The 25,253-nt window shown below is 42.1% G+C and carries 23 protein-coding genes and 1 pseudogene; 20 read left to right on the top strand and 4 right to left on the bottom strand.

From position 1 onward, the window contains the following. Nucleotides 1-148 precede the first annotated feature (148 nt). From ACXAD1_RS15395 to pssA, 10 genes and pseudogenes are all read left to right on the top strand, one after another. Nucleotides 149-547, top strand: a complete 399-nt coding sequence (locus ACXAD1_RS15395; protein WP_206843477.1) for a GntR family transcriptional regulator — start codon at nucleotides 149-151, stop codon at nucleotides 545-547. Further along, the gene (locus ACXAD1_RS15390) at nucleotides 531-1,427 is read left to right on the top strand and encodes an ABC transporter ATP-binding protein (RefSeq protein ID WP_370221651.1); all 897 of its coding nucleotides are present in this window, start codon (nucleotides 531-533) and stop codon (nucleotides 1,425-1,427) included. The genes ACXAD1_RS15395 and ACXAD1_RS15390 overlap by 17 nt, the downstream gene beginning before the upstream one ends. Further along, complete coding sequence (locus tag ACXAD1_RS15385; RefSeq protein ID WP_370221650.1) at nucleotides 1,402-3,357, top strand: DUF6449 domain-containing protein; 1,956 nt, start codon at nucleotides 1,402-1,404, stop codon at nucleotides 3,355-3,357. Before ACXAD1_RS15390 ends, ACXAD1_RS15385 begins: the two co-directional genes overlap by 26 nt. Nucleotides 3,358-3,390: 33 nt before the next feature. Beyond that, nucleotides 3,391-3,912 (top strand): RNA polymerase sigma factor, encoded by a 522-nt coding sequence (locus ACXAD1_RS15380; RefSeq protein WP_370221649.1) that lies wholly within the window; start codon nucleotides 3,391-3,393, stop codon nucleotides 3,910-3,912. 150 nt (nucleotides 3,913-4,062) lie between these two features. Beyond that, nucleotides 4,063-4,830 (top strand): 3-hydroxyacyl-CoA dehydrogenase, encoded by a 768-nt coding sequence (locus ACXAD1_RS15375; protein ID WP_206843484.1) that lies wholly within the window; start codon nucleotides 4,063-4,065, stop codon nucleotides 4,828-4,830. A 300-nt stretch (nucleotides 4,831-5,130) separates the two neighbouring features. After that, on the top strand, nucleotides 5,131-6,276 hold the full coding sequence (locus tag ACXAD1_RS15370; protein WP_206843489.1) for an acyl-CoA dehydrogenase family protein: 1,146 nt from the start codon (nucleotides 5,131-5,133) through the stop codon (nucleotides 6,274-6,276). Between the two features lie 12 nt (nucleotides 6,277-6,288). Further along, nucleotides 6,289-7,439: pseudogene (locus ACXAD1_RS15365) on the top strand (thiolase family protein). Nucleotides 7,440-7,458: 19 nt separating this feature from the next. Then, complete coding sequence (locus tag ACXAD1_RS15360) at nucleotides 7,459-9,027, top strand: fatty acid--CoA ligase (RefSeq protein ID WP_474910524.1); 1,569 nt, start codon at nucleotides 7,459-7,461, stop codon at nucleotides 9,025-9,027. Nucleotides 9,028-9,047: 20 nt separating this feature from the next. Then, nucleotides 9,048-10,142, top strand: a complete 1,095-nt coding sequence (locus tag ACXAD1_RS15355; protein WP_474910523.1) for a CaiB/BaiF CoA transferase family protein — start codon at nucleotides 9,048-9,050, stop codon at nucleotides 10,140-10,142. A gap of 245 nt (nucleotides 10,143-10,387) precedes the next feature. Then, on the top strand, nucleotides 10,388-11,083 hold the full coding sequence (gene pssA, locus ACXAD1_RS15350) for a CDP-diacylglycerol--serine O-phosphatidyltransferase (RefSeq protein WP_206843495.1): 696 nt from the start codon (nucleotides 10,388-10,390) through the stop codon (nucleotides 11,081-11,083). A gap of 118 nt (nucleotides 11,084-11,201) precedes the next feature. Here the strand turns inward: pssA and ACXAD1_RS15345 are convergent, their stop codons facing one another. Together ACXAD1_RS15345 and ACXAD1_RS15340 are read right to left on the bottom strand one after the other, a co-directional pair. Then, nucleotides 11,202-11,576 carry a nucleotide excision repair endonuclease gene (locus ACXAD1_RS15345; protein WP_474910522.1) on the bottom strand — a complete coding sequence of 125 codons (375 nt, stop codon included), beginning with the start codon at nucleotides 11,574-11,576 and terminating at the stop codon, nucleotides 11,202-11,204. Between the two features lie 211 nt (nucleotides 11,577-11,787). Further along, complete coding sequence (locus tag ACXAD1_RS15340) at nucleotides 11,788-12,252, bottom strand: hypothetical protein (RefSeq protein ID WP_474910521.1); 465 nt, start codon at nucleotides 12,250-12,252, stop codon at nucleotides 11,788-11,790. 521 nt (nucleotides 12,253-12,773) lie between these two features. Between ACXAD1_RS15340 and ACXAD1_RS15335 the strand changes: the two genes are divergently transcribed. The 7 genes from ACXAD1_RS15335 (at nucleotide 12,774) to ACXAD1_RS15305 (ending at nucleotide 20,914) form a co-directional block, all read left to right on the top strand. Beyond that, entirely contained in the window at nucleotides 12,774-13,544 is a 771-nt protein-coding gene (locus tag ACXAD1_RS15335; protein ID WP_474910520.1) for an ABC transporter ATP-binding protein, read from the top strand. Nucleotides 13,545-13,597: 53 nt separating this feature from the next. Further along, the gene (locus ACXAD1_RS15330) at nucleotides 13,598-15,592 is read left to right on the top strand and encodes an AMP-binding protein (RefSeq protein ID WP_474910519.1); all 1,995 of its coding nucleotides are present in this window, start codon (nucleotides 13,598-13,600) and stop codon (nucleotides 15,590-15,592) included. Next, the gene (locus ACXAD1_RS15325) at nucleotides 15,504-16,388 is read left to right on the top strand and encodes a branched-chain amino acid ABC transporter permease (RefSeq protein WP_206843507.1); all 885 of its coding nucleotides are present in this window, start codon (nucleotides 15,504-15,506) and stop codon (nucleotides 16,386-16,388) included. Before ACXAD1_RS15330 ends, ACXAD1_RS15325 begins: the two co-directional genes overlap by 89 nt. Before the next feature lie 3 nt (nucleotides 16,389-16,391). Continuing rightward, the gene (locus ACXAD1_RS15320) at nucleotides 16,392-17,453 is read left to right on the top strand and encodes a branched-chain amino acid ABC transporter permease (RefSeq protein ID WP_206843509.1); all 1,062 of its coding nucleotides are present in this window, start codon (nucleotides 16,392-16,394) and stop codon (nucleotides 17,451-17,453) included. A gap of 83 nt (nucleotides 17,454-17,536) precedes the next feature. Then, on the top strand, nucleotides 17,537-18,715 hold the full coding sequence (locus tag ACXAD1_RS15315; RefSeq protein ID WP_206843511.1) for an ABC transporter substrate-binding protein: 1,179 nt from the start codon (nucleotides 17,537-17,539) through the stop codon (nucleotides 18,713-18,715). A gap of 238 nt (nucleotides 18,716-18,953) precedes the next feature. Further along, the gene (locus tag ACXAD1_RS15310; RefSeq protein ID WP_474910518.1) at nucleotides 18,954-19,742 is read left to right on the top strand and encodes an ABC transporter ATP-binding protein; all 789 of its coding nucleotides are present in this window, start codon (nucleotides 18,954-18,956) and stop codon (nucleotides 19,740-19,742) included. Then, complete coding sequence (locus tag ACXAD1_RS15305) at nucleotides 19,742-20,914, top strand: phenylacetate--CoA ligase family protein (protein WP_474910517.1); 1,173 nt, start codon at nucleotides 19,742-19,744, stop codon at nucleotides 20,912-20,914. The genes ACXAD1_RS15310 and ACXAD1_RS15305 overlap by 1 nt, the downstream gene beginning before the upstream one ends. Before the next feature lie 269 nt (nucleotides 20,915-21,183). Here ACXAD1_RS15305 and ACXAD1_RS15300 read toward each other — a convergent pair whose 3' ends face one another. Next, nucleotides 21,184-21,786: a class I SAM-dependent methyltransferase gene (locus ACXAD1_RS15300; RefSeq protein ID WP_474910516.1), complete on the bottom strand. Its 603-nt coding sequence runs from the start codon at nucleotides 21,784-21,786 to the stop codon at nucleotides 21,184-21,186. Between the two features lie 98 nt (nucleotides 21,787-21,884). Continuing rightward, nucleotides 21,885-22,685, bottom strand: a complete 801-nt coding sequence (locus ACXAD1_RS15295) for a DUF169 domain-containing protein (RefSeq protein ID WP_474910515.1) — start codon at nucleotides 22,683-22,685, stop codon at nucleotides 21,885-21,887. Nucleotides 22,686-22,857: 172 nt separating this feature from the next. Between ACXAD1_RS15295 and ACXAD1_RS15290 the strand changes: the two genes are divergently transcribed. The 3 genes from ACXAD1_RS15290 to ACXAD1_RS15280 all read left to right on the top strand — a co-directional run bounded on the left by ACXAD1_RS15290 (nucleotide 22,858) and on the right by ACXAD1_RS15280 (nucleotide 25,088). Beyond that, nucleotides 22,858-23,274, top strand: a complete 417-nt coding sequence (locus ACXAD1_RS15290) for an SRPBCC family protein (RefSeq protein WP_206843518.1) — start codon at nucleotides 22,858-22,860, stop codon at nucleotides 23,272-23,274. After that, nucleotides 23,274-23,600 (top strand): ArsR/SmtB family transcription factor, encoded by a 327-nt coding sequence (locus ACXAD1_RS15285; protein ID WP_206843520.1) that lies wholly within the window; start codon nucleotides 23,274-23,276, stop codon nucleotides 23,598-23,600. Before ACXAD1_RS15290 ends, ACXAD1_RS15285 begins: the two co-directional genes overlap by 1 nt. Before the next feature lie 117 nt (nucleotides 23,601-23,717). Then, the gene (locus ACXAD1_RS15280; RefSeq protein ID WP_474910514.1) at nucleotides 23,718-25,088 is read left to right on the top strand and encodes an MATE family efflux transporter; all 1,371 of its coding nucleotides are present in this window, start codon (nucleotides 23,718-23,720) and stop codon (nucleotides 25,086-25,088) included. Nucleotides 25,089-25,253 lie beyond the last annotated feature (165 nt).

Below are 25,253 nucleotides of genomic sequence, written 5' to 3'. Positions count from 1 at the left end.
CTGGTTTAGCCCTTTGGCTGAACCAGTTTTTTCTTTTTATAAATATTTTTATATTTCCTCTTCTCTTTTCCAATTACTTGTAATATAATCTTACTGTATTAACTGTACTATGAATGATAGTACACTGTATACAGATGGGAGGGTAAGTATGTTTGAATTGGACGTAAGGAGCCGAAAGCCTATATATGAACAGCTGGTTGAGCGGCTTAAAGAGCTGATCATCACCGAGGTCTTAGCAGCAGATGAACAGCTGCCTTCCGTTCGAACGCTGGCCCATCAGCTGACAATCAACCCCAATACGATTCAAAAAGCATACAGGGAACTTGAATCCCAGGGCTATATTTATTCTATAAAGGGGAAGGGCAGTTTTGTCAGTCCAGCGACTCCCAATCTGAACAGTGAAAAAATAGAAAAAGTGAGAAATGAGCTTTCAAAGCTTTTATCAGAAGCTATATATCTTGGAATCACAAGTGATGAATTATTTAAGATGATTCAGAAATTAGAAGCAGCTATAGGGGGTGGGATAGAAGATGATCAAAATCCGTAATGTACGTAAATCATTCGAGGAGATGGATGCTGTCGAAAATGTCTCCATCGAAGTCAATAAAGGGTCCATATACGGCTTGCTTGGGTCAAATGGAGCAGGGAAAACAACGCTCTTGAAGCTTTTGGCAGGCATCTATGCGGAGGATGAGGGGTCTGTTGCTATTGACGGCCAGCCGGTCTTCGAAAATCCGGTAATTAAAGAAAAGATCTTTTTTATTCAGGATCATCCCTATTTTCTTCCTCAATATACAGTTAAGCAAATGGCTCAATTTTATCAAAATATTTACAGCAGATGGGATGACGGCCGCTTTGTGGAACTTGCTGCAATTTTTGAAATGGACATACATAAAAAGATTCATAGATTTTCAAAAGGCATTCAAAGGCAGGCTGCTTTTATCCTTGCTTTGTCTGCCAGGCCGGAAGTTTTAATTTTGGATGAGCCTATGGATGGCCTGGACCCGGTTATGAGAAAAAAAGTGAAAAGCCTGCTTATAGACGAGGTTGCCGAAAGAGAAATGACCATTCTTATTTCCTCTCATAACCTGCGTGAAGTGGAAGATTTATGTGATTTTATTGGCATCATGCATAAAGGGCGTATGATCCTGGAAAAAGACCTGGATGACCTTAAAACAGATACACATAAGATTCAAGTGGCTTTTAAAGGATCTGTACCAGCCATTTTCGATCCGCTGAAAATTCTTCATAAAGAAAAAAGAGGCAGTATTATGATCTGCATTGTAAAGGGAGATGCGAAGGAAATATCGTCATATGTAGAACAATTTAAGCCAGTGATTTTTGACATGCTTCCCCTTACATTAGAGGAAATCTTCATTTATGAAATGGGGGACATTGGATATGCAGTCCAAAACATCCTTGGTTAGGAGGGAAATTCTAAAAACGATTTTCAGAAGTGTCGGCTGGGTTTCCATTGTATATTTTCTCGGTCTGTTCTTCGCTATTCCACTTGATATAATAATGAATTCTTCAGAGGAACAGCGGAAATTTCTGGACATTGACAATCTGTTTCAATACAACTTCCAGATCCAGTTTATTTTTAATATATCAGTGCCGGTGATCTTGTCTGTGTTCTTATTCAGATACACACAGGTAAAACAGTATAGCGATTTAATGCACAGCCTCCCAGTCAAGCGGGATTCCATTTTCCATCAGTATGCTTTATCAGGAATCATGCTATTAATTACGCCTGTTTTACTCATTGCTTTAATAGTCCTGATCCTTTACCAGCCCATGAATTTGCAGGAGTTCTATTCAATTGGGGAGATATTCAATTGGGTGGGCATCACTCTTTTATTTAATATTGTGATTTACCTGGCAGGAGTTTCTGTAGGAATGCTGACGGGATTATCCGCCGTTCAGGGTGCCTTAACGTATATTTTCCTCTTGCTCCCTGTAGGCATGATCATTTTAGTCTCTATTAATTTGCCATTCTATTTATTTGGCTATCCAGACCAATATTATATGGCAAGCAAATTTGAGAAGTTTTCTCCCTTAATTGCATTATCTCAGATGAACATGCGCACTCCCTCAAGCGCAGAGGCTGCTATTTATCTCTTGCTTATTTTGTCTCTGTATTGTCTTGGTTTGCAGATCTATAAAAGGAGAAGGATGGAGGCTGTCTCCCATGCCCTGGTTTTTCCGATTACAAAACCCATCTTTAAATATGGTGTAACTTTTTGCACGATGCTTTTAGGGGGGGGATATTTCGGTGAGATGCGCGGCGGCATGAGCTGGCTTATAGCTGGCTACGTGTTTGGAGCATTGATTGGATATGCGGCTGCCGAAATGGTTCTGCAAAAATCATGGCGTGTGACCATTAATGTGAAAGGATTGCTGGCATACACAGCTTTAATGGCGGCTTTATTCGTCTTATTCCAATTTGATTTTACTCAATATGAAAAAAGTGTACCACGGGGCAATGAAATTGAGCGGGTTCATTTTAGCGAGAGTTTTTACCTTTATAGTGATATCGATCATGAGGAACCCTTATATTTGAAAGAATACGAGAATATAGATTTGGTCAGAAGATTTCATGAGACGATTATAAAGGACGAAAACAGGCTTGCGCAGATTCCGGGCCGCGATTCAGTTTTTATCGTGTATGAACTGAAGAATGGCGAAAAGCTAATCCGTGATTACAGGATTAATAAAAAGGAATACCAGCCATTTCTTAAGCTGATTTATGAATCCGATGAATACAAAAAGGCTACCAATGAAATCTATCAGGTTTCAGCCGATGACACTACAAAGATAACGATTACTCCAACTGGACCTGTTAATAAACGGGCGGTCATTACAGACGATAAAGATCTAAAAGAGGCTATTGAGATATTGACGGAAGAAGTTGATTCTGCTTCCTTTGAAGAGCTCCAGGGAAGTGACGAGCCATATGCGCACATTGAGATTTTTTATAATGACAGCAATAAAGCATATATGCCTTGGTATCCTTCTTATGCAAGGTTTGAGGAATGGCTGGAAGAAAAGTCACTATTGAATGAAGCAAGAGTGAACAGCAATGATATCTCTTATGCTTTGGCTGCAAAAGCGAAGGATATCGATATCAATTTTGCAGCCGGGTACTCGTATGAAGAAGTTTTTGAAGAAATGAGAAATAGCAAATCTGCCGTCAAATTAACGGATAAGGAACAATTAGAAAGCAGCTTGAAAAATTCAGAAGGATTCATTGATGGAGACTATATTATTGCGTTCTATTTTGATGAGCAAAGGACAATTGATATTAAAAGCTTCACAGAAAAAACAGTTCCAGCCTTTATAAAAGAACGGCTCCAATAAAAGGTTAGAAACCTATAGGAGAGGGGGATTAAAGTGATTAAACCTTCAGTGGATATGAGAGAGATCTGCAGGCTATACAATAAACGGCTCTATCATATTGCTTATAATATAACAAGGGATCATTATCTTGCACAGGATGTTGTGCAGGAATCGCTGCTCAAAGCATATAAAAAAATGGACAGCATTGATGATCAGGAAAAGCTGGGGGCCTGGTTATCCTCGATTGCAACCAGAACTGCGATTGATTTTGTCCGAAAAGAAAGAAGGACAAATGAGAGAATACAGGATTCCGTTGATTTTGAAAACTGCATGGGAAATAAATATATTGATGCCGGGCTTGAAGCAGAAGTCAATTTGCTTGAGGAGCAGATATATGCTTATGTAGATTCCCTCTCCTATGAACAGAAAAGGGTTTTCCTGCTTAAAACAAAGCACGGGCTGAAAGAGAAAGAAATAGCGGACATTCTCCATCTCAACCCAAACACTGTCAAAACAAAATTGTATCGGGTTAGGCAGCACCTTAGAGAAATTCTTGGCGATCGGTATTTGGCATAGAAAAACAGCTTCTGAAATGGAGCTGTTTTTTTGTGCAATTACAGGGAATTGATAAATAATCAGCAGGAATTCGGCCACTCAGCAGGAAAATCTGCATTCCTAATGGAAATGTCTTCATAGAAAAACCTGATTAATAAAAGGAGGTTCACTATGGAAGTGAAAGATTGCAGGGCCATTATCACTGGCGGTGCCTCAGGGCTTGGCGAGGCGACTGTGAGAAAAATAGCCGGCTGCGGCGGAAAAGTTCTTATTGCAGATTTGGCGGAGGATCGGGCAAGCCATCTTATCAAGGAACTGGGGGGAAATGTTCTTTTTTTGAAAACGGATGTAACAAAAGAAGAAGACGTAAAAAGAGCAGTGGCATTTGCATCTGAACAATTTGGCAGCTTTAATACTGCCGTTAACTGTGCCGGCATAGGAATTGCCGCCAAGCTGATTGGCCGAAAGGGAGTCCATACACTGGAGATATTCCAAAAGGTCATTACGATTAATCTGATCGGGACTTTTAACGTCATTCGGCTGGCTGCTGAACAAATGGCAAAGAATGAGCCGAATGAACAAGGTGAAAGGGGCGTCATTATTAACACGGCCTCCGTAGCAGCCTTTGAAGGACAAATTGGCCAGGCTGCATATAGTGCATCAAAGGGCGGTGTGGTTGGCATGACCTTGCCAATTGCCAGAGAGCTGGCGGGTTATGGAATTCGTGTTATGACAATTGCCCCCGGTTTGTTTAATACACCTATGTTTGATTCGCTGCCTGAAGAGGCAAGGAATTCCTTGGGGCAAATGGTGCCTTTTCCTTCAAGGCTGGGATATCCTGAGGAGTATGCCAGGCTGGCAGAGAGTATTTTAGTGAATCCGATGCTGAATGGAGAAACGATCCGTCTGGATGGCGGCATCCGTATGCAGCCAAAGTAATAAAGAGAGAGCTGTTCTTTATACAAAGGCAGTTTCCGCAAGGTTTGTTGCTTTTTGTATATTAATTAATTAGTTGATTGGAGAGAGCAGCCTGGAGCGTAAATCAACGGACAACAATGATAGGCGAAAAAAATTTATACGAAAAAAGACTTTACGAAAGACAGATATTTTAAAAAAATGAATTTTAAATGTTCTAAAAATATAGATAATTATTGTACAATATAATTGTAAGCCTTTACAAAGGCAGTGAATAATACTTTGTGTTATGTCAAAAAAATTTTAGATTCGGAGGATCATAATATGGCTGCTTCATACATACAGGAAGAGCATGAAATTTTTCGGGAATCTCTGCGTAAGTTTTTAGAGAAGGAAGCATATCCGTATTATGACAAATGGGAAGAGGACAGGATCATTCCCCGGGATTTTTGGCACAAGATGGGGGAGCAAGGTTTTTTATGCCCTGATATTGATGAAAAATATGGCGGAAGCAATGTTGATTGGGGCTTCTCAGTAGTCATTAATGAAGAACTTGAACGGGTTGGTTCAGGCATGGTGGGAATTGGGCTCCACAATGATATTGTTGTTCCTTACATTACTGCTTATGGAACAGATGAGCAAAAGGAAAGGTGGCTGCCAAAGTGTGCAGAAGGTGAAATCATTACTGCTATCGCAATGACTGAACCTGGCGCCGGATCTGATTTAGCCGGCATCAGAACGACAGCAAGGCTTGATGGGGACCATTACATAGTGAATGGTGAAAAGACCTTTATAACCAATGGAATTCATGCCGATTTAATCATCATAGCCTGTAAAACCAATCCCAATGCAGTTCCCAGGCATAAAGGAGTAAGCTTGCTTGCGATCGAGAGGGGAACAAAGGGGTTTTCAAGAGGAAGAAAATTAAACAAGGTTGGCCTTCACTGTCAGGATACGGCAGAGTTAATTTTTGAAGATTGCATGGTTCCGAAAGAAAATCTGATTGGAGAAGAAGGGAAAGGTTTTCTGTATTTGATGGATAAGCTGCAGCAGGAAAGACTTGTCGTTGCAATCGCTGCCCAGGTGGCTGCAGAGGAAATGCTTAATTTAACAATGAATTATGTTAAGAATCGCGAGGCATTCGGAAAACCGGTCAGCCAGTTTCAAAACACTCAATTTAAGATTGCCGAAATGGCAACAGATATTGAGATGGGAAGGTCGTTTCTTGATCAATTGATCACAGAGCATATGGCAGGGAAAGATGTAGTTACAAAGGTCTCCATGGCGAAATGGAAGCTTACTGAAAACGCCCGGAATATTGCCGCAGAATGCATGCAGCTTCACGGCGGCTATGGCTACATGGAAGAATACGAGATTGCGAGGAGATACAGGGATATACCAGTTGCCAGTATATATGCAGGTACAAATGAAATCATGAAAACTATTATTGCGAAGAACATGGGTTTATAAGGAGGAGTAAACATGCGTGAAGCTGTCATTGTCGAAGGTGTAAGAACACCAGTAGGAAGAAAAAACGGCTTTTTAAAAGATATCAGGGCGGATGATCTGGCTGCTGAAGCACTAAAGGCACTTGTCGGACGTGCAGGCATAGATCCGCATTTCATTGATGATGTCATTCTTGGATGTGTCTCGCAAATAGGCGAACAAACAGGGGATATTGCAAGGGTCGCAGCATTGATAGCCGGTTTTCCGATTGAAGTGCCGGGGACCACCATTGACCGTCAATGCGGCTCCAGCCAGCAGGCTGTTCATTTTGCAGCTCAGGCGATTTTGGCGGGAGACATGGATATTGTGATCGCAGGCGGTGTCGAAAGCATGTCCCGTGTCCCTATCGGCTCCAGTTATCAGGGTGCAGGATTCAGTGAAAAACTGACAGACAGACATGAAATCATTCACCAGGGTTTATCAGCTGAACGCATTGCTGAAAAATATGGTTTTACAAGAGAAGAACTTGATCACTATTCATTAGAGAGCCACCAAAAGGCTTTAAAAGCACAGGCGGAAAAGCGTTTTGAGAGAGAGATTGCACCCTTAGATGTGACATTGTCTGATGGGCAGCTTATGACGGTATCGGAGGACTCCGGCCCCAGAAAGGAAACTTCGCTGGAAGCACTAGGAAGCTTACGAACTGTTTTTAAAGAGAATGGAGTCATTCATGCAGGGAATTCAAGTCAAATCAGCGATGGGGCCGCTGCACTATTAATTATGTCACGGGATAAAGCAGAGGAGCTTGGAATGAAGCCAAGGTTCAGGATTCTTGCCCGTACAGCAGTTGGCTCTGATCCTACTTTAATGCTGACTGGACCGATACCGGCAACTGAGAAAGTGTTAAAGAAAGCTGGACTGGCTATTGAGAACATCGACGTGTTTGAAGTGAACGAAGCATTCGCTCCTGTTCCGCTCGCCTGGCTGAAAGAAACAGGAGCCGATCCCGCAAAGCTTAATCCAAACGGCGGAGCCATTGCACTCGGCCATCCTCTGGGGGCAGCGGTGCACGGCTGATGGTTACCATGATGCATGAACTGGAAAGAACAGGGGGGCGCTATGGACTGCAGACCATGTGTGAAGGCCTTGGAATGGCGAATGCAACTATTATTGAACGATTAGACTGAAAAATGGGGAGGAATAAAAATGACTACTACTATTGGGAGAATTTTTGATTTAACTGCCGGAAAGTTTCCGAATAAAGAAGCCCTGTATGATGTCAGGAAAAATCTTCGTCTTACCTATAAGGAATGGAGTCTTGAGATCAATAAATTGGCGAATTCCTTAATGAATGACGGCGTCAGAAAGGGCGACAGGGTTTCAACCTACCTTTTTAATACAGAGGAACTTGCAACAGCATTCTTTGCATGTGCAAAAATCGGTGCCATTTTTAATCCCATCAACTTTAGGCTGATGTCAGAAGAAGTTGCTTATATCCTTCAGGATGCAGATCCAAAAGTAGTGTTATTTGAACAAATGCTGGAATCCGGCATTACCCCAATTGCTAAACGTTTTCCTCATACTGCCTTCTGGTTCATTGATGACAATGCACCCGGATATGCTTCATCCTATCGGGAAAAAGTGGATGCAGCATCGCACGACGAAATCGAAATAGAAATTGACGAAAATGACTTGTACGCGATTATGTACACGAGCGGTACCACTGGTAGGCCAAAAGGAGTTGTACACAGGCATCGGGATATGGCTGAACAAAGTTTAATCGTAATAGGAGCCACAAAGCTTGAAAGCAGTGACAATGGTCTTGTGACTGCTCCAATGTTCCACTGTGCAGAGCTTCACTGTGCCTTTTTGCCGAGGGTGCATGTGGGGGCTAAAAATACCATCCTCCATCACTTTGATGCAAAAGAAGTATTACAGTTAATTTCAGATGAGAAGATTACAAAGTTTTTTGCAGCACCTACCATGTGGAATATGCTGCTGCAGGAAAACTTAAGCGATTATAATCTGGAAAGCCTGAAGCTGGGACTGTATGGAGCAGCTCCAATGGCGCCGGCACTTGTGTATGCATGCCGGGAAAAATTAGGCATCTCCCTTGTACAGGCATATGGAATGACCGAGATGGGGCCTGCCATTACGTTTTTATCTGAAGATGATCAGATCCGGAAAGCAGGGTCTGCAGGACAGCCATGTTTAAACCATGAAATAAGGATTGTAAGACCGAATGAAAATGGTCCATCTGATCCTGATGATATGGTGCCGGCAGGGGAAACAGGTGAAATCATTGTAAAAGGTCCATGCATGATGAATGGTTATTTCAATCGGGATGAGGCAAACAGCCTTGCCATGCATGGAGGCTGGTACCACTCTGGTGACATAGGATATCTGGATGATGAAGGCTATTTGTACGTTAAAGACAGAGTCGATGATATGATCATTAGCGGCGGAGAAAACATTTACCCCCGGGAAGTGGAAGATATTTTATATACGCATATTGGCGTACTGGATGTGGCAGTGATTGGCCAGCCTGATGACCGCTGGGGTGAGACGGTCACAGCATTTGTCGTAAAAAAAGATCCGGCACTATCTGAAAATGAGCTGGATGAACTGTGCAGGAATAGTGATGAACTCGCTAATTATAAGCGGCCAAGAAAATACGTATTCTGTGAAGCGCTGCCAAGGAATGCGAGCGGAAAGATACAGAAGTTTATGCTCCGCAAGCAGCTGGAGGATCTGTTCGCTGACGGAAAAATTTAGCCGGAAGAAAGGGATGCATGATGTTAAAAGGCATAAGAGTAATCGATTTTTCCAATTATCTTCCTGGTCCGTTTGCTTCCCAGAGGCTTGCAGAGCTTGGAGCTGAAGTGATTAAGGTTGAATCTTTGACGGGTGACCCCGCAAGGCAGCTGGATATTAAAATACAGGGTACAGGAGCAGTGTTTGCCGCCAACAACCGAGGTAAAAAAAGCATTACACTCAATCTGAAGAGTGAGGAAGGAAGAAGTGCAGCCCTAAAGCTGATTTCTGAAAGTCATGCCGTGCTGGAAAGCTTTCGGCCAGGAGTCATGAAAAAACTCGGACTTGATTATGAGACTGTAAAAAGACATAAACCTGCTATCGTTTATTGCTCCCTTACAGGCTACGGGGAGAATAAAGATTTTCAATATTTAGGCAGTCATGATTTGAACTATATGGCAGTAAGCGGCGCCCTTTCCCAGCTGAAGGACCGCAGCGGCCGTCCTGTTCACCCGTCCAATACAATAGCGGACTTTATGGGAGGAATGGCTGCGAGCGAAAGGATACTGGCAGCCCTGCTTTCCTGCAAAGGCGGGCATCACTCCATTTCCATTGCTGAAGTGATGGCTTCCATCATGGGAAACCATTTGCTGATTGAAAAAGAAACGGGTTATCCAAATGGACTTCCGGTACTAAGCGGGGAAATCGTCGCCTACTCCATTTATGAGACAAAGGATGCGCGGTTTGCTGCACTTGCTGCATTAGAGCCGAAGTTCTGGATAAACTTCTGCAGGAGTGCCGGCAGAGAGGATTGGATTGATTCCCATTTCTCCCGTGCCTCTGGCAATAATCCTGTATTTTTGGAGATGACCGAATTATTTAAAAGCAGGACATTAAAAGAGTGGACTGAATTCGGGCAAAGAGTTGATTGCTGCCTGACTCCGGTATTGGAGACGGGTGAATTAAAAGACTTTCCACTTTTTAGGAGGATTTATGAACGAGACGGGAATTACCCTTTCGTTAAAATGCATGGAGGAATGGACTCGGCAGTGGATGGCCCTCCAAAACTGGGAGAACATAATGAGGAAGTCTTAAACACTATTGCTGGAATGTCAGCAGAGAAATTAAATTTATGACAGAAAATTAAAGTATGTCCTGAAAGAATGAAGAGTCCCTAATCATGAAGATGATTAGGGACTCTTCATGTTTCATGCCTCAAAAATTGTGACACTTGCGAGATTAAGTCGAGTCACTCTTCCAAATGGATTTTAGCCTTTGAATATTCGAAAGAGAGGGGATGCTGCTGAGATTAAATGGTATAATGAAGGGGAATATATATTAAAATAAACTTTTTTCTATTTTTGGAGTGTGATGGTCACTAGTGCGTTTTATTAAAACAATCCCCAATATAGTCACTTTGGGTAATCTATATTGCGGTTTTCTTTCAATCGGAATGGCAGCCAATGGCGAATTTAAAAATGCAGCAATATTAATTTTAATCGGCATGATGCTTGATAGCATGGACGGCAGGCTGGCAAGAATGCTGAAAGCGGATAGTACGCTTGGAAAAGAACTTGATTCGCTGGCAGATATTGTTACATTTGGTGTTGCCCCTTCATTTTTGGTCTTTTATACATATTTTTTTCAATTTGGAATTCTTGGATTGATTGTTTCAGGTCTTTTTCCTTTATTCGGGGCATATCGGCTTGCCCGATTCAATATCAGTCCCCCAAAGTCCTCATTAAATTATTTTATAGGAGTTCCGATAACAGCAGCAGGAGGGATCATGGCCATACTGACCCTTTTTGGTGACCGTATTCCCAATATCATCACAACTGTTGTGTTTACTGCCCTATGCTTTCTAATGGTAAGCAGAATTCGGATCCCCAGCTTTAAGGAAGTTCCTCTTCCAAAATACGGGACGATTGTTACCATTTTTCTAGGAAGTGTCCTGTACGTTATTTATAAGGGCTCCTATGGACCATTCCCCGATTTAATTTATATTGCGATTCCGCTATACATTGCATATTTGACCTACCGGTTCATTAAAGGTAAAAACAAAAAAGATATCGATTAATTAGAAAAGAGAAAGCGCCTTGCCCACCTTCGGCACCTCGAGGGGGGCTGCTTGCGCAGGAAAGTTATCGAAGTTTAAAGTTATACTTTTTTACAAAAAAAAGGCCGGAATGGCCTTTTTATTTGTAAAATACTTTGTCTATATTATATTTTGCATGAAGGGTATTAATGATATAAGTCTCATAAATTTCGCGCTCCATGCTGTCTTCAACGTAAATGACTGCAATTTTATAGACATTATCACGATGATTTTTTATTGGGGAAACATTATCTTCAAAATGCTTTTTCACGCGCTGCCTTAATTTTCGTGCCTTCCCAGCAAAGAGCAGATCTTCATTCGCATCGAAGAACAGAATCATGCCGCCCTTGTCTCTTGGTATCTTATGATAATCTGTGAAACCATAGACACTGCTAAGGTCACTTTCTCCTGCCTGCCCCGTTTGCCTGCTTCTTGTAATGACGAGATTTGGCTCGGGAATTTCAATTTTTATCAATATCATCACTTCCTATTCTAAGATTAAAGAGTACCATAAATTTCATATGTAATCCACATTAAAAGTATCATGGGATTCTGCCTGGCCCCAGAAACCTAGTGAACTGCAGGTTGCCCTCCTATCTTCGGAACATTTAGAACTCGATCATCTAAAGATCATGCAAAACTTGCCGTGCTACATGTACTGCTGAAAAAATTTTTAAATGCTTGGATTATATAAAGTGTAATTGTTTTTGTCTTTCTTTTGTCATATTCAGCAGCACTTCATTATTAAGCGAGCGTGCCATTATAAGGGTGAGGTCCAAAATCTTCTTGATTCCTTCCTTCTGGCCGTAATCAATAGCTACCCGATCACATTGAACTTCAGTATCTGTACAGATTATATTCTTTCCAGCCGGATAGGTAATATGTCCAATTTCATGCAAAATTATGGCTTCTTTTATTTCTCTGTCTGAACAGAACTTTTCATAATCATAGACGACAATAAACCATTCATAATGCGCATCCAGGGATCGATAAAACATAGTCAGGAGTCTGCAGTCAATATTCCAAAAGCTCAGCCAGCTTTCATCGTTTAGACCAAAGTTTTTTAAAACAGTATGTTTATCTTCTAATATGGCTATTTTTCTTTCTCGGCCGCAATAGGCTAAGGAAAGCTCTTCACACAAACAGATCAAGTCAGATTCTCCTTTTATTTAATTTCGAATTACTAGCATTGTTATGTAAGCGGCACTTTTTTAATCACCAGCCAATAAGAAATTAATGGATCTGTTGCAAACCTGCCATGCTGCAGTAAAATGCCAAAAAAGGGACAGCACATACATTTAAGGAAAATCTGAGAGAGGAAATGATTTAGTCGTGATTTAACTAGTAATCCAAAAGCGGGGCATCAGCAGCCTTCATAATGGGTGAAGCTGGACTAAGACCAAACTAAGCTGGGCACATTGTGTTCAGCTATTCTTCTTTCTATTTACATAAAGAGTGTGCATACTATTTACGACTTAGCTCATAGTGAAAAATACTTACACATAAGGAATTTGTCATATCAATATTCTCAATCACATAGAAATGAAAAATAGCTTAGCACTGAAAAATATTTTAAATATTAAAAGGAGAAAATAAACATGTAAAGAATATTTAAACTATTCATAATTTTATAAAAAATACTTTGCTTATCGAAATAAAGGGGGTTGAAAGATTGGGGATTTTAGAGATAAAAGATGCTACTTTAAGGTTTGGAGGTGTAGTAGCTCTCGATCATGTCTCATATGAAGTGCAGGAAGGAGAGATTTTTTCGCTTATTGGGCCAAATGGGGCAGGGAAGACAAGTATGCTGAATTGCATTAGCGGACTATACAAGCCTTCATCTGGTTCCATCCACTTCAAAGGGGAAGATATTACCCGCTATAAACCTCACAAAAGAGCCAGTATGGGTATTGCCCGGGCATTCCAGAACATCGAACTTTTTCCGCATTTATCTGTTTTGGACAATCTGATGCTTGGCAGGCATGCCAGAATGAAAACCGGGCTTCTTGCAGGAGGATTTTATTGGGGAAAGGCGCAAAGAGAGGAAATTGAACATCGGAAAAAAGTTGAGCAGGTAATCGATTTTCTTGAAATTGAGGATATCCGCAATACTCCCGTGGGAACTCTTTCGTATGGATTGCAGAAAAGGGTCGAAACCGGCAGGGCTCTGGCACTGGAACCTGACATCCTTCTTCTGGATGAGCCGATGGCAGGCATGAATAGTGAAGAAAAAGAGGACATGGCCAGATACATTATCGACATTCATGAAGAAATGAATACAACCATTATATTAATTGAACACGACATGGGAGTTGTTATGGATTTATCCGATCACATTGCAGTTCTTGATTTCGGGAAACTGATTGGCTACGGGACGCCCGAAGAGATTCAGAATAATCCTAGAGTCATAGAAGCTTATCTGGGAGAAGAGAATGCCGTATAACAGATAATTCGGCTAAAAGTTAGTTTTATTTTTTAGGAGGGGGGAGCGATTCTATGAGCATGACATTTACGCAGCTGCTGATTGAAAGGGCTTACGCAAAAGGGTCACAAGTTGCTTTAAGAGAAAAAGAATTTGGAATTTGGAATGAAATCACGTATGAAGCGTTCTTGGAGAAAGTTATGAATTTCAGCTTGGGGTTGGCATCTTTAGGTCTGAAAAGGGAGGATAAGCTAGCCATTATTGGCGATAACAGACCTGAATGGGTAATCAGTGAGCTTGCTGTGCAAAGCTTGGGCGGCATTTCAGTCGGAATCTATCAGGAATCCTTACCTGCTGAACTTAGTTACATCATTGATAATTGTGACGCAACTATAATAGTAGCAGAAGATCAGGAGCAAGTGGATAAGCTTCTGGAGATTAAAGACTCCATTCCTAAAGTCAGAACGATTATTTATTATGATTCACGGGGCATGAGAAGTTACCGGGAGGATTTCCTTTTTGAATTTGAAGAGGTTCTGCAAATGGGACGGGTTTATCACACTGAGCAGCCTGATTTATTTGCGCAGGAAGTTGATAAAGGTTCTGCAGATGACGTGGCTATTTTATCATATACTTCAGGAACGACAGGCAATCCGAAAGGAACGATGCTTACTTACAGGAATCTGATAGACATGGCTAAAAACCTATCAGACATCGATCCGCTGACTGATAAGGATGAATATGTATCATTCCTTCCGCTTGCCTGGATCGGGGAACAGATGATGACCTTTGCTATGGGCTTATACAATGGGATGACGATTAATTTCCCTGAAGAGCCGGCAACCGTATTGGAAGACCTTCGGGAAATTGGGCCACAGGTTATGTTTTCACCTCCAAGAATATATGAAGATATGGTATCTCGCTTTCAGGTCAGAATTCAGGACAGCGGCTGGCTAAAAAGAAAGATATATAATTTGTGCAAGCCGATAGGCGAGAAGGCAGCCAAAGCACATTTTGAAAACAAACCTGTCAGCACTGGAACGAAGGTTCTCTATAGAATTGCTGATTATCTGATGTTCAGTGCGATTCGCGATCATTTCGGACTCCTGAAGATCAAGCGCGCTTATACCGGAGGTGCCCCTTTAGGCCCAGATGTATTTGAGTTCTTCCACAGCATAGGAGTCAATGTGAAAAGCATTTATGGGCAGACAGAAGTTTCAGGCATATCTATTGTGCACAGGGACGGAGACATTAAGCTGGACAGTGTTGGAATTCCTATTCCTGGAACAGAAGTGAAAATTTCTGATGAAGGAGAAATTCTGATCAAAAGCTCAAGCGTCTGCAAAGGGTACTATAAAAACGAGAAAAGTACAATCGAAACCATTCAGGATGGCTGGCTACATACAGGGGATGCAGGGAGGCTGGATGAAGATGGGCATTTGTATATCATTGACCGTATTAAAGATGTCATTCGCCTTGATACAGGTGAGATGTTCTCCCCGCAATTTATCGAAAATAAGCTGAAATTCAGTTCGTTCATACAGGAAGCGGTAGCAATCGGGAAGGATCGCCCATATGTGGTTGCCATGATCAATATTGATATGAAAAATGTAGGGCGCTGGGCAGAGAAAAATCAAATCAGCTATACAACTTATACCGATTTATCATCCAAACCGGAAGTGCTGGAACTGATCGAAAAACAGGTGCAGGAAATCAATCAGACCCTGCCTGAAAAAGCCCGGGTGAAAAAATTCGTTCTTCTTTATAAAGAACTGGATGCAGATGATGAAGAGCTTACAAGAACAAAGAAAGTCCGCAGGCAGTTTGTTGCTAGAAAATATCAGGCCTTAATCGATGGTCTTTATACAGAGGACAAAAAAATACGTGTCAATGGCACGATCAAGTATCGTGATGGCATGGAACAAACCATCCAAACAACGCTTCAAGTCATTTTTTTGGATGAAGGAGAGGGGCAGCTTAATGACTTTTTTCTTGCAGATGCTCGTAACAGGAATAGTTGTAGGAAGTGTTTATGCACTTGTGGCACTGGGTTTTGTGCTTATTTATAAATCCAGTGACGCCATCAACTTTGCACAAGGAGAGTTCCTTTTAATTGGAACGTATGTATGTTTAACGCTTATTACAGCCTACAACATTCCGTTTATTGCAGCCCTTTTAATTGCGCTTATGTTCAGTGCCGTTTTAGGATTTGTCATTGAACGTATTGTTCTGCGTCCGTTTATTGGAGAGCCGGTCATATCGATGATAATGGCGACGATCGGTTTATCGAGTGTTCTTGCTGGGATTGTCCATATTATTTGGGGACATGAAACACGTGTGTTTCCAAAAATCTTCTCAGAACAGCCGATTAATCTTGGTGAGATTGTCATTGCACCTGTCTATTTATGGTCACTTTTAATCGTTGTGGCTATGCTTATCATTTTCACCCTCTTTTTCAAATATTCGAAGCTGGGAATTGCGATGAGGGCAACCGCAGATGATCAGCAGGCGGCTATGTCAATGGGTATCAGCGTTAAGATGATTTTCGCAGTTGCCTGGGCAATTGCTGCAATTGTTTCTGCGGTTGGTGGCATCCTTCTCGGGAACATAAATGGTGTTAATGCATCCCTTTCAGCGATCGGCTTAAAAGTACTTCCGGTTGCCATCTTAGGAGGACTTGACAGTATCCCCGGGGCCATCATCGGGGGACTGATCATCGGCATTCTTGAGAGCTTGACTGGCGGATATCTGGATCCATTGGTTGGTGGCGGTCTGAAAGAGGTTATGCCGTTTGTCATCCTCGTATTTATCCTTATGTTCAAGCCATATGGTTTGTTCGGAAAAAAAGAAATCGAGAGGGTGTAACCGATGAGAAATCCTTTTGTAATGGATTGTGGAGAATTCCATGTAAATTATAAACAAGATATGGCCATCTGGAAAATCTCCAGAGTAAGGATGCGGGTATTCATTCTTCTGGCAATATTTGCAGTCTTTCCGATGTTTGCATCCGATTATATCATTGGACTGGCAACGCTTTGCGGAATTGCCGCGATTGGTGCGATTGGCCTGAACATCCTGACGGGCTTTACGGGCCAGATTTCCATAGGGGTAGGCGCGTTTCTCGGAGTAGGCGGATATACGTCGGCCATTCTGACAGCCAAGCTTGGATTAAGCTTTTGGATTGCCATGCCGACAGCCGGCATTGTGACGGCGATTGTAGGCGGACTATTCGGATTGCCTTCCTTAAGGCTAAAAGGATTATATTTAGCCATTGCGACACTGGCAGCACAGGTAATCATTTTGTTTATTATTTCCCGCTGGGATGCGCTGACAGGCGGAACAGCCGGAATGGTTCTATCAAGGCCTGAACTTGGCAGTTTTGTCTTTTACAGTGAGCGGAGCTATTATTATTTGATGTTTGCAGTGCTGATTATTACGGCCACCTTCACCCTGAACCTCTTCCGGTCGCGGGTCGGCAGGGCATTCATAGCAGTACGTGACCGTGATGTAGCAGCAGAAGTGATGGGAATCGATCTGTTTAAGTATAAGGTATTGGCATTTATTGTGAGTTCCTTCTTCGTTGGCATTGCCGGAGCTTTACTGGGCCACTATACCATGGTTGTAAGTCCAGAGCTATACAGCATTACAGTGTCCATCGAATACTTAGCAATCATACTGGTCGGCGGATTAGGGAGTGTATTCGGGTCGATCTACGGAGCTGTTTTCATTACATTGCTTCCAGTTGTTCTAAGATCAGGTGTAGAAATGATGAGCGGGGTTTTTCCAGACTTATCTGCAGTCTTAATAGGTATGAAAGAGGTAGTATTTGGCCTAGTGATTATCTTATTCCTGATTTATGAACCGCAGGGACTCGCGAAAATATGGAAAAATATTAAAGACTACTTTAAACTATGGCCATTTTCTTATTAATTCCCGGGTAATAATTTCTGAAAATTTTGAAAGTAAAACTTTCAAATTTTTATAAAAAAGAGGTAAAAATGAGGGGGAACATTATGAAGAAGGTTTGGAAAGGTTTATTGGCAGCAACATTAATGGCTGGAATGCTGGCTGGCTGTTCAGGAGGCAGCGAGGAAGCATCGGGTGACAAGAAAGGCACAGTCAAAATCGGCGGTATCTTTGACCTTACGGGCGGTACCGGGGATGTTGGAACACCATATGCAGAGGGTGAAAAAGCATTTTTTGAATCCATTGCAGGAAAGGAGATCAATGGATATAAGCTCGAATTAATCGGTGATGACTATGCTTATAAAATTCCTGAAGCCCAAAAACTTTATCAGAAATTGAAATCAAAAGATAAAGTATCGGCCATTTTAGGATGGGGGACAGGTGACACAGAAGCGCTTCGCCAGCAGGTGGCAGCTGACAAACTTCCATTCATCTCGGCTTCATACTCAGAGAATCTAAAAAATATTGACGAAAGCCCATATAACTTCCTGGCCGCAGCTTCATACTCAGATCAGGCAAGATCCGTACTGAAATGGATAAAAGACAATCACACTGGCGGCACACCTACTGTAGCATTAATATACAACGATACGGCTTTTGGAAAATCCCCAATTGAAGATGCCAAGAATTATGCAAAGGAAAATGGCATTGAAATTGTTGATGAGCAAATAGTTGACCTGAAAACACTTGATGCAACCTCCCAATTACTGAACATGGAAAAGAAAAATCCTGATTATGCGATTATCAACCAAACTTGGGGGGCAACCGCAACGATTCTAAAAGATGCTAAAAAGCTTGGCCTTGATACACAATTCATCGGTTTAAACTGGGCTGCAGGTGAAGGTTTGCTTCCAATTGCGGGTGATGCGGCTGAAGGATTTATCGGGGTTGTCACACATGCATTCCCTTATGAAGATCTTCCTGGAATGGAAGAAATCAAGAAGTTCGTAGAAAGCAAGGGTGAAAAGCTGGAAGACAAGAACCAGAAATTTATCCAGGGATGGGTTTCCGCCAAAATTATGGTTGAAGGCCTAAAACTTGCTGAAGACCCGACTTCAGGTGAAGGAATCCGTGCCGGCCTGGAGAAAATCTCAAATCTGGATCTTGGCGGTCTAGCCGCTCCAGTTACTTTTTCACCTGACAATCATGCTGGCACCAACCAAATTCGATTGGCAGAAGTGAAGAACGGGCAGTTTGAAGTGTTCACTGATTATATCGGCTACTAAAATGATGGGGGGCGAGGTTTTTTACCCGCCTCCTGTTAACTTTTACAGGCTTGGAATATCGCTAAATTGTGAACTATGCAAATAAATTCGAAATTTGGCAAACAAGCGCTTGGCATTCGCAAATAAATCTCAGGTTTTGCAAACAAACCTGGAAAACCAGCAAACAACAAATAATTCAGAACTTGACCTTGGAACGAATAAATAGAGAAAGAGTTAATAAAGCTGGGAGGACAGATGTATGCTGACAATTAACAATGTCGAAGTGATGTACGATAAGGTCATCCTTGTACTAAAGGGGATGTCGATGGTGGTGTCGAAAGGGAAAATAGTTGCTTTGCTCGGCAGCAATGGCGCAGGGAAAACCACCACCCTTAAAGCCATTTCCGGACTGTTGAAGAGTGAGAATGGTGAAGTGACAGACGGATTTATCGAGTTGTATGGGGAGCGCATTGATGTTAGCGATGCTGAAACCATCGTAAAGAAAGGGATTTTTCAGTGCATGGAAGGAAGGCGCGTGTTCAAGCACCTTTCTGTGGAAGATAACCTGATTGCGGGTGCACATACCAGGAAAGACCGGAAGAATATTAAAAGTGATATTCAAAAAGTTTATCATTACTTTCCAAAGCTTGAAATGCTGAAGCACAGGCAGGCCGGATATCTGTCAGGAGGAGAGCAGCAAATGCTGGCCATTGGCAGGGGGATTATGGCAAAGCCAAAGGTGCTGCTTCTCGATGAGCCTTCATTGGGACTGGCCCCGCTATTGGTAAAAGAGATCTTCGGGATCATCAAAAAAATCAATGAAGAAGAGGGTACCACGATATTGGTAGTTGAGCAAAATGCCAATGTTGCCTTATCGATTGCCGATTATGGATACATCATGGAAAACGGCCGGATTGTAATGGATGGAACGGTGGACCGGCTCCTTTCCAATCAGGATGTGCGTGAATTTTACCTTGGTATGGGAGATAAGGGACGGAAAAGCTATAAAGATATTAAATCTTATAAAAGAAGAAAGAGGTGGCTGTAGTGGAAAAGCTGAAGGAAGTGATTCAGCATGCATATGACAGAGCCAAAGGATTTAAAAGTCAGCTTGAAGAGGCACGCATTTCTCCAAGTGACATTCTATCTCTCAAGGATTTACAAAAAATTCCCGTGCTTAAAAAAGATCGATTGCCGGAATTGCAATCAGCAGACCAGCCCTTCGGAAGCCTTGCAGCTGTAAAGCCAAATGAGATGGCACGGATTTTTATGTCACCAGGTCCAATTTATGATCCGCAAACCACTGAGAAGGATTTTTGGCGTTTTTCAGAAGCTCTCAGGACAGCCGGGTTTAACAGTGATGATATTGTACAGAATACATTTTCCTATCATCTTTCACCGGCAGGCTTTATGTTTGACTCGGCACTTCGTGAATTAGGTGCAACTGTAATTCCGGCCGGAACCGGGAATCGGGAGCTGCAGATCCAAATCATGAAGGATGTCCTGGTAACCGGCTATGTGGGAACTCCGAGCTTCTTTAACCTTTTGCTCGATGCCATTGAAGAGAAAGGATGGAAGATTGGTAACGAAATAGCGATTAACAAAGTATTCTTCACTGCTGAAATGCTGACTGAACAAATGCGGAAAAGGTGTGAAGACAATGGGATTTCGGTATATGAAGGCTATGGAACTGCCGATTGCGGGTGCATTGCTTTTGAAGACAAGCAGGGCCCTGGCCTGAGAATAACTGATTCTGCCATTGTACAAATCTGTGAACCACAGACTGGGTGGGAGGTTTCAGATGGAGAAGGTGAAGTGGTTGTCACTCTATTTGATAAAAGCTACCCGCTCATCCGCTTTGGCACAGGCGACCTCTCCCGCTGGGTTAAAGGGTACGAGGGAAAACGGATTGCAGGAGTGCTGGGGCGTGTTAGTGATGGAGTAAAGGTTAAAGGAATGTTTGTACGAGAAAAACAGCTTGCACAGGTTTTGAATGAAGCAGGGTATTCGGTTTTCCAGGCTTTTGTCACAAATGAGAACGGGCAGGATCAGCTTACTATTTTCGTAGAATCTGAGCAAGGGTTGGACTCTGAGCTTTCATCAAAAATTCAGGACGTGATCAGGGTCAAACCAATCCTGGAATTAACAGCGGCAGGCTCAATTAAGAAGGATGATAAGAAGCTGGTGGATAACCGGAACTACGAATTAAAAAAGGTGTAGTAAAAGGAGGCTGATTGAATCGGCCTTCTTTTTTGTGGAGAACTGAATTTGTACTCTGAAAAAAGCCGAAAGAGATCATGATTTTAAAATGGGAAATAATCTTTCGCATTAACGCCAAAAATGTGGTGTGGAGGAGGAAAATGGTAGTTAACCAGCTGGATTAACGCGTAAAAAGGTAAGAGGGAGAAAAACCGCAGCTAATCAGCTGCTATCAACAAAAATAGAGTTGCAATCCCCAAATAATCACAATTGGTGCCGCTTATAAAAAATCAACGACTGCCATCGCTATTCTCACATTCCACTACTAGAAACAATCCTTTATAATAGGAAGTCACGTTTGTAACCTTCATGCCGGAATCCTGTATAGCCAGAAGTGTATCACGGTTTAGATGGCAGCCGTCACAAATTCGTTTCCATAGAGGGGTTAAGGCTTCCTGGGCAAATGCCAGAGCGGGCTGCTCCATTTTTACGTGTTCAAAGAATAGTATTTTTGCCTTTGGCTTACAGACTCGTCTGATCTCCGCGAGTGCTTTGTCAGGGTTTGGTATGGTGCAGAAAACAAGAGTGGCAACTGCTGAATCAAATGTTTTGTCTGCGAATTCAAGATTTTCAGCAGACTGCCGGTGGATATGGATAGGAACACCAGCCGCATTCTTGCGTGGAATAGATTTTTCAATCATTGCCTGACTTGGTTCAATGGCATCGACCAGAGCCGCATTTTTGTATAATGGGAAGTTAATGCCTGTGCCGGCGCCAACTTCAAGTACCCGTCCGTCCGCCATGGAAAGAATTTCACTTCTGATTTTCCGGAATTTTCTTATTTCAAGAGGCAGCATGGCCAAATCATATAGGGATGGGAATAAGCTGCTCAAAATTTTCACTCTTTTCTTAATAGCTGTCTTTTTCTATTTTACCCTTTTCCGAAAATGAAACAAGCTGGTACCTCTCTTAGGGCACCAGCATCAATAAATCAAGGGAGGCTGTCGAACATTTCGTTCAGCTTTTCATATGTGTCCGGATACTTTGCCTCATACTGAAGGTAGGTAGGGACAGGGTAGCGCACACCGCCTTTGTGGGTCTGCTTTAATCCCTCAGCAAATTCATCTGACATTGAAAAAGGAATAGTAAAGGCCATTTCGTGATCATGTGTCTGCCCGAAAACCCTATCGCCATAGCATGGCAGGATCACCTGTGGCTTACCCGTTTTTATGGTCTTAATAACGATATCGGCACAGTCAGCTCTAGCTGTAAATGTGGATGTAATTTCACCGCCCGTATGATAGAGGGCAGCAGCAACCATTCTCATGACTTGGGCTGAATTCCCATAAACAGTGATTACTTCCGGTTCAAATGCTGCTCTCCCCAGAGGAGCCATTAAAATAGTTCCCGCTTCCTCCTTTGAAAACTTAGGAACGGCCGCTTCGGTTAAGGCACCAAGGTCACAGGTTTTTGTATACATGCCATCTGTTAAGCTTCCTTTTGAGTAATAGTCCAGTTCCACTTCAAATCCAAAAGCGATTTTGGCAATTGGGCATGATAAGTCTTCCTTGCCCATGGCAATGGACCAGCCATATCTTCTTGACATGGTCACACCCTGGCAGATGCTGAATGTTTTGCCAAAGTCTCTTGCCGGACGTTTTACCCTGTCAGGCAGTTCCTCCTCTTTTCTTAAAACTCTTATAGCCAGCGGAAAAGTATCGGGTCGCACATATGTAAGAATCGCAGTTTCCAGATCAGAAAGTTTTTGGGCTTGAATCGTTTCCTGCATCATGATCCCTCCTTTAGTTATTAGAATAATTCTGTAAATTATATGGATTAACCTGCATATTTAGGCTTTATTTTAGGAAACATCATAATATTCCAGTTGACATAAAACCAAAAGGTTGTATATGATTTAAGTGAAACCAAAAGGTTGTACTTTATAATTAAAGGAGAGTATGTAAATGGAAACACTTCAGGATATTAAACAGACAGTTATACTTAATGCACCGATTGAAAAAGTTTGGAAGACAGTTTCTACATCTGAAGGGATTGAAGCCTGGTTTATGCCAAATGATTTTAAGGCTGAGCTGGGCTATGAATTTCATATTCAGTCCCCATTTGGTCCGTCCCCGTGTAAGGTCACAGAACTGGATGAACCTAATCGGCTTTCTTTTAAATGGGATACAGATGGCTGGTTTGTATCTTTTCTATTGAAAGATTTGGGCGGCAAAACTGAATTTACGCTTATACATGGCGGCTGGAAACAGGCAGATGAACTAGTTGAGAAAGCTCAAGCCGAGAGTGCGGTTATCCGTGAAAGAATGTCTCAGGGATGGACTGGAATTCTTGCGAAGCTTGGCAAGGTTGTTGAGGAATAATGGGTGCTTCTGCCAGGAAACATGATGTGTTTCAGGCAATCGCCGATCCAACGAGGAGAGAAGTATTGAGGCTGCTGGCCGAAAAAGAACGCCCGATCTCAGAGATAAGCGCTCATTTTCCCATAAGCCGGACTGCCATATCAAAACATCTTCATATCCTTTCTGAAGCTGAGTTAGTAAAAGGGAAAAAGGCAGGCAGAGAAAGAATCTACCATCTCCAGCCTGAGCCGCTGACAGAATTGAAGCAATGGCTGTCCTATTATGAACAATTCTGGAATAATAAGCTGCAAAAACTTAAATATATAGTTGAAGAAGAAAATGAGTGATGTCCTGGAAAAAGAGCTTCTGCAGCTCTTTTTCTTTTGTATAAAAGTAAGGTCTTTATTCTTAAAGATATAATATAATGATATTTGTGTTTACTATTTTGAGAAGGAGTCCTTAGGATGTATCAGACGTTTACTTTACAGGAGAAGATCAGGCAAATTACCATCATGCTGATTCCTATACTAATCACGCAGCTGGGCATGTTTGCAATGGTCTTTTTTAATACGATCATGTCGGGAAGATATAATGCTTCAGACCTTGCTGGCGTAGCGATAGGCTCCTCCATTTGGAATCCTGTTTTTACCGGGCTCAGCGGAATTTTAATGGCTGTTTCTCCAATTGCTGCTCAAGCGTTTGGAGAGAAAAAGAACAAGGAAGTTTCTGCTATCGTGAAAAATGGAATATTTCTTGGCTTTGTTATTGCCTTTGCCGTCATCCTGTTGGGTTCATTTTTGCTTGACCCGATGCTTGGGAGTATGAATCTTACTGATGCTGTGGAAACAACGGCTCGGGGCTATCTTGTGGGACTCAGCTTTGGAATCATTCCTTTATTCATATTTAATGTTTTAAGATCTTTCATATATGCACTCGGCAAAACGAGAGTTGTAATGGTGATTTTGTTTTGTTCGCTTCCAATCAATTTCTTTCTGAATTATGTCCTGATATTTGGCTATTGGGGATTTCCTGAATTGGGAGGAGCAGGAGGAGGGTATGCAACTTCTATCACTTATTGGTTCATCCTTGTCATGACTGCTTTTATAATAAAAACGAAGGAGCCTTTTTCGAGCTATACGATATTCAGCGGGCTTCATGATTTTTCATGGGATAAATGTAAAGAAATCTTAAAGATTGGAGTACCCATGGGATTGTCAATCTTTTTTGAAACAAGTATGTTTGCCGTGGTGACCATCTTAATCAGCAGGTTCAATGTGACAACTATTGCGGCCTATCAGTCCGCCTTAAACATTGTTTCTTTCCTGTATATGATCCCGATCAGCATTTCTATGGCGCAGACAGTGTTAGTCGGATTTGAAGTGGGGGCAGGCAGGTATAAGGATGCAAAAGCCTACAGCTGGCTTGGCATCTATTTAGCCGTATTGATTGCCTTGTTTACTGGGCTGCTGGTTGTTTTCTTCCGCTATGAAGTTGCAGGTTTTTATTCTACTGATAGCGCTGTTATTACCTTAACTGCCCATTTTCTAATTTACGCCCTGTTTTTCCAGATTTCCGATGCCATCCAAGCTACTGCACAAGCTGCATTAAGAGGATATAAAGATGTGAATATTTCTTTTGTAATCACATTGGTTGCCTATTGGCTGATCTGTCTGCCTGCTGGCTACGTCCTTGCACATCATACCAGCCTTGGGGCTACTGGATATTGGCTTGGCCTTACGTTCGGGCTTCTTGCTGCAGGTGTTTGTCTTTCAATGAGGCTCATCTTTATCCAGAAGAAGAGATTTATCAATGAAGAAATAAGGGAAGCAGGCTAAAAAACCGTCTGGCCGATTAATGCGGCATTGAACTGCACCCCATTTGTTAGACACAACTAACAAATGGAGGTGCAGTTTTTTATTAGTAAATTTTTTTGACATCTTCCTGACATATTGCACCGATATAGTAAAGTCGAGGTTAAGAATGCTTGGCCTTGAAAATGA

The organism is Cytobacillus sp. ABV4_503, assembly GCF_056158445.1.
Note: the sequence above shows the minus strand (reverse complement) of the source record. Positions and strands in the feature narration are given on the sequence as shown.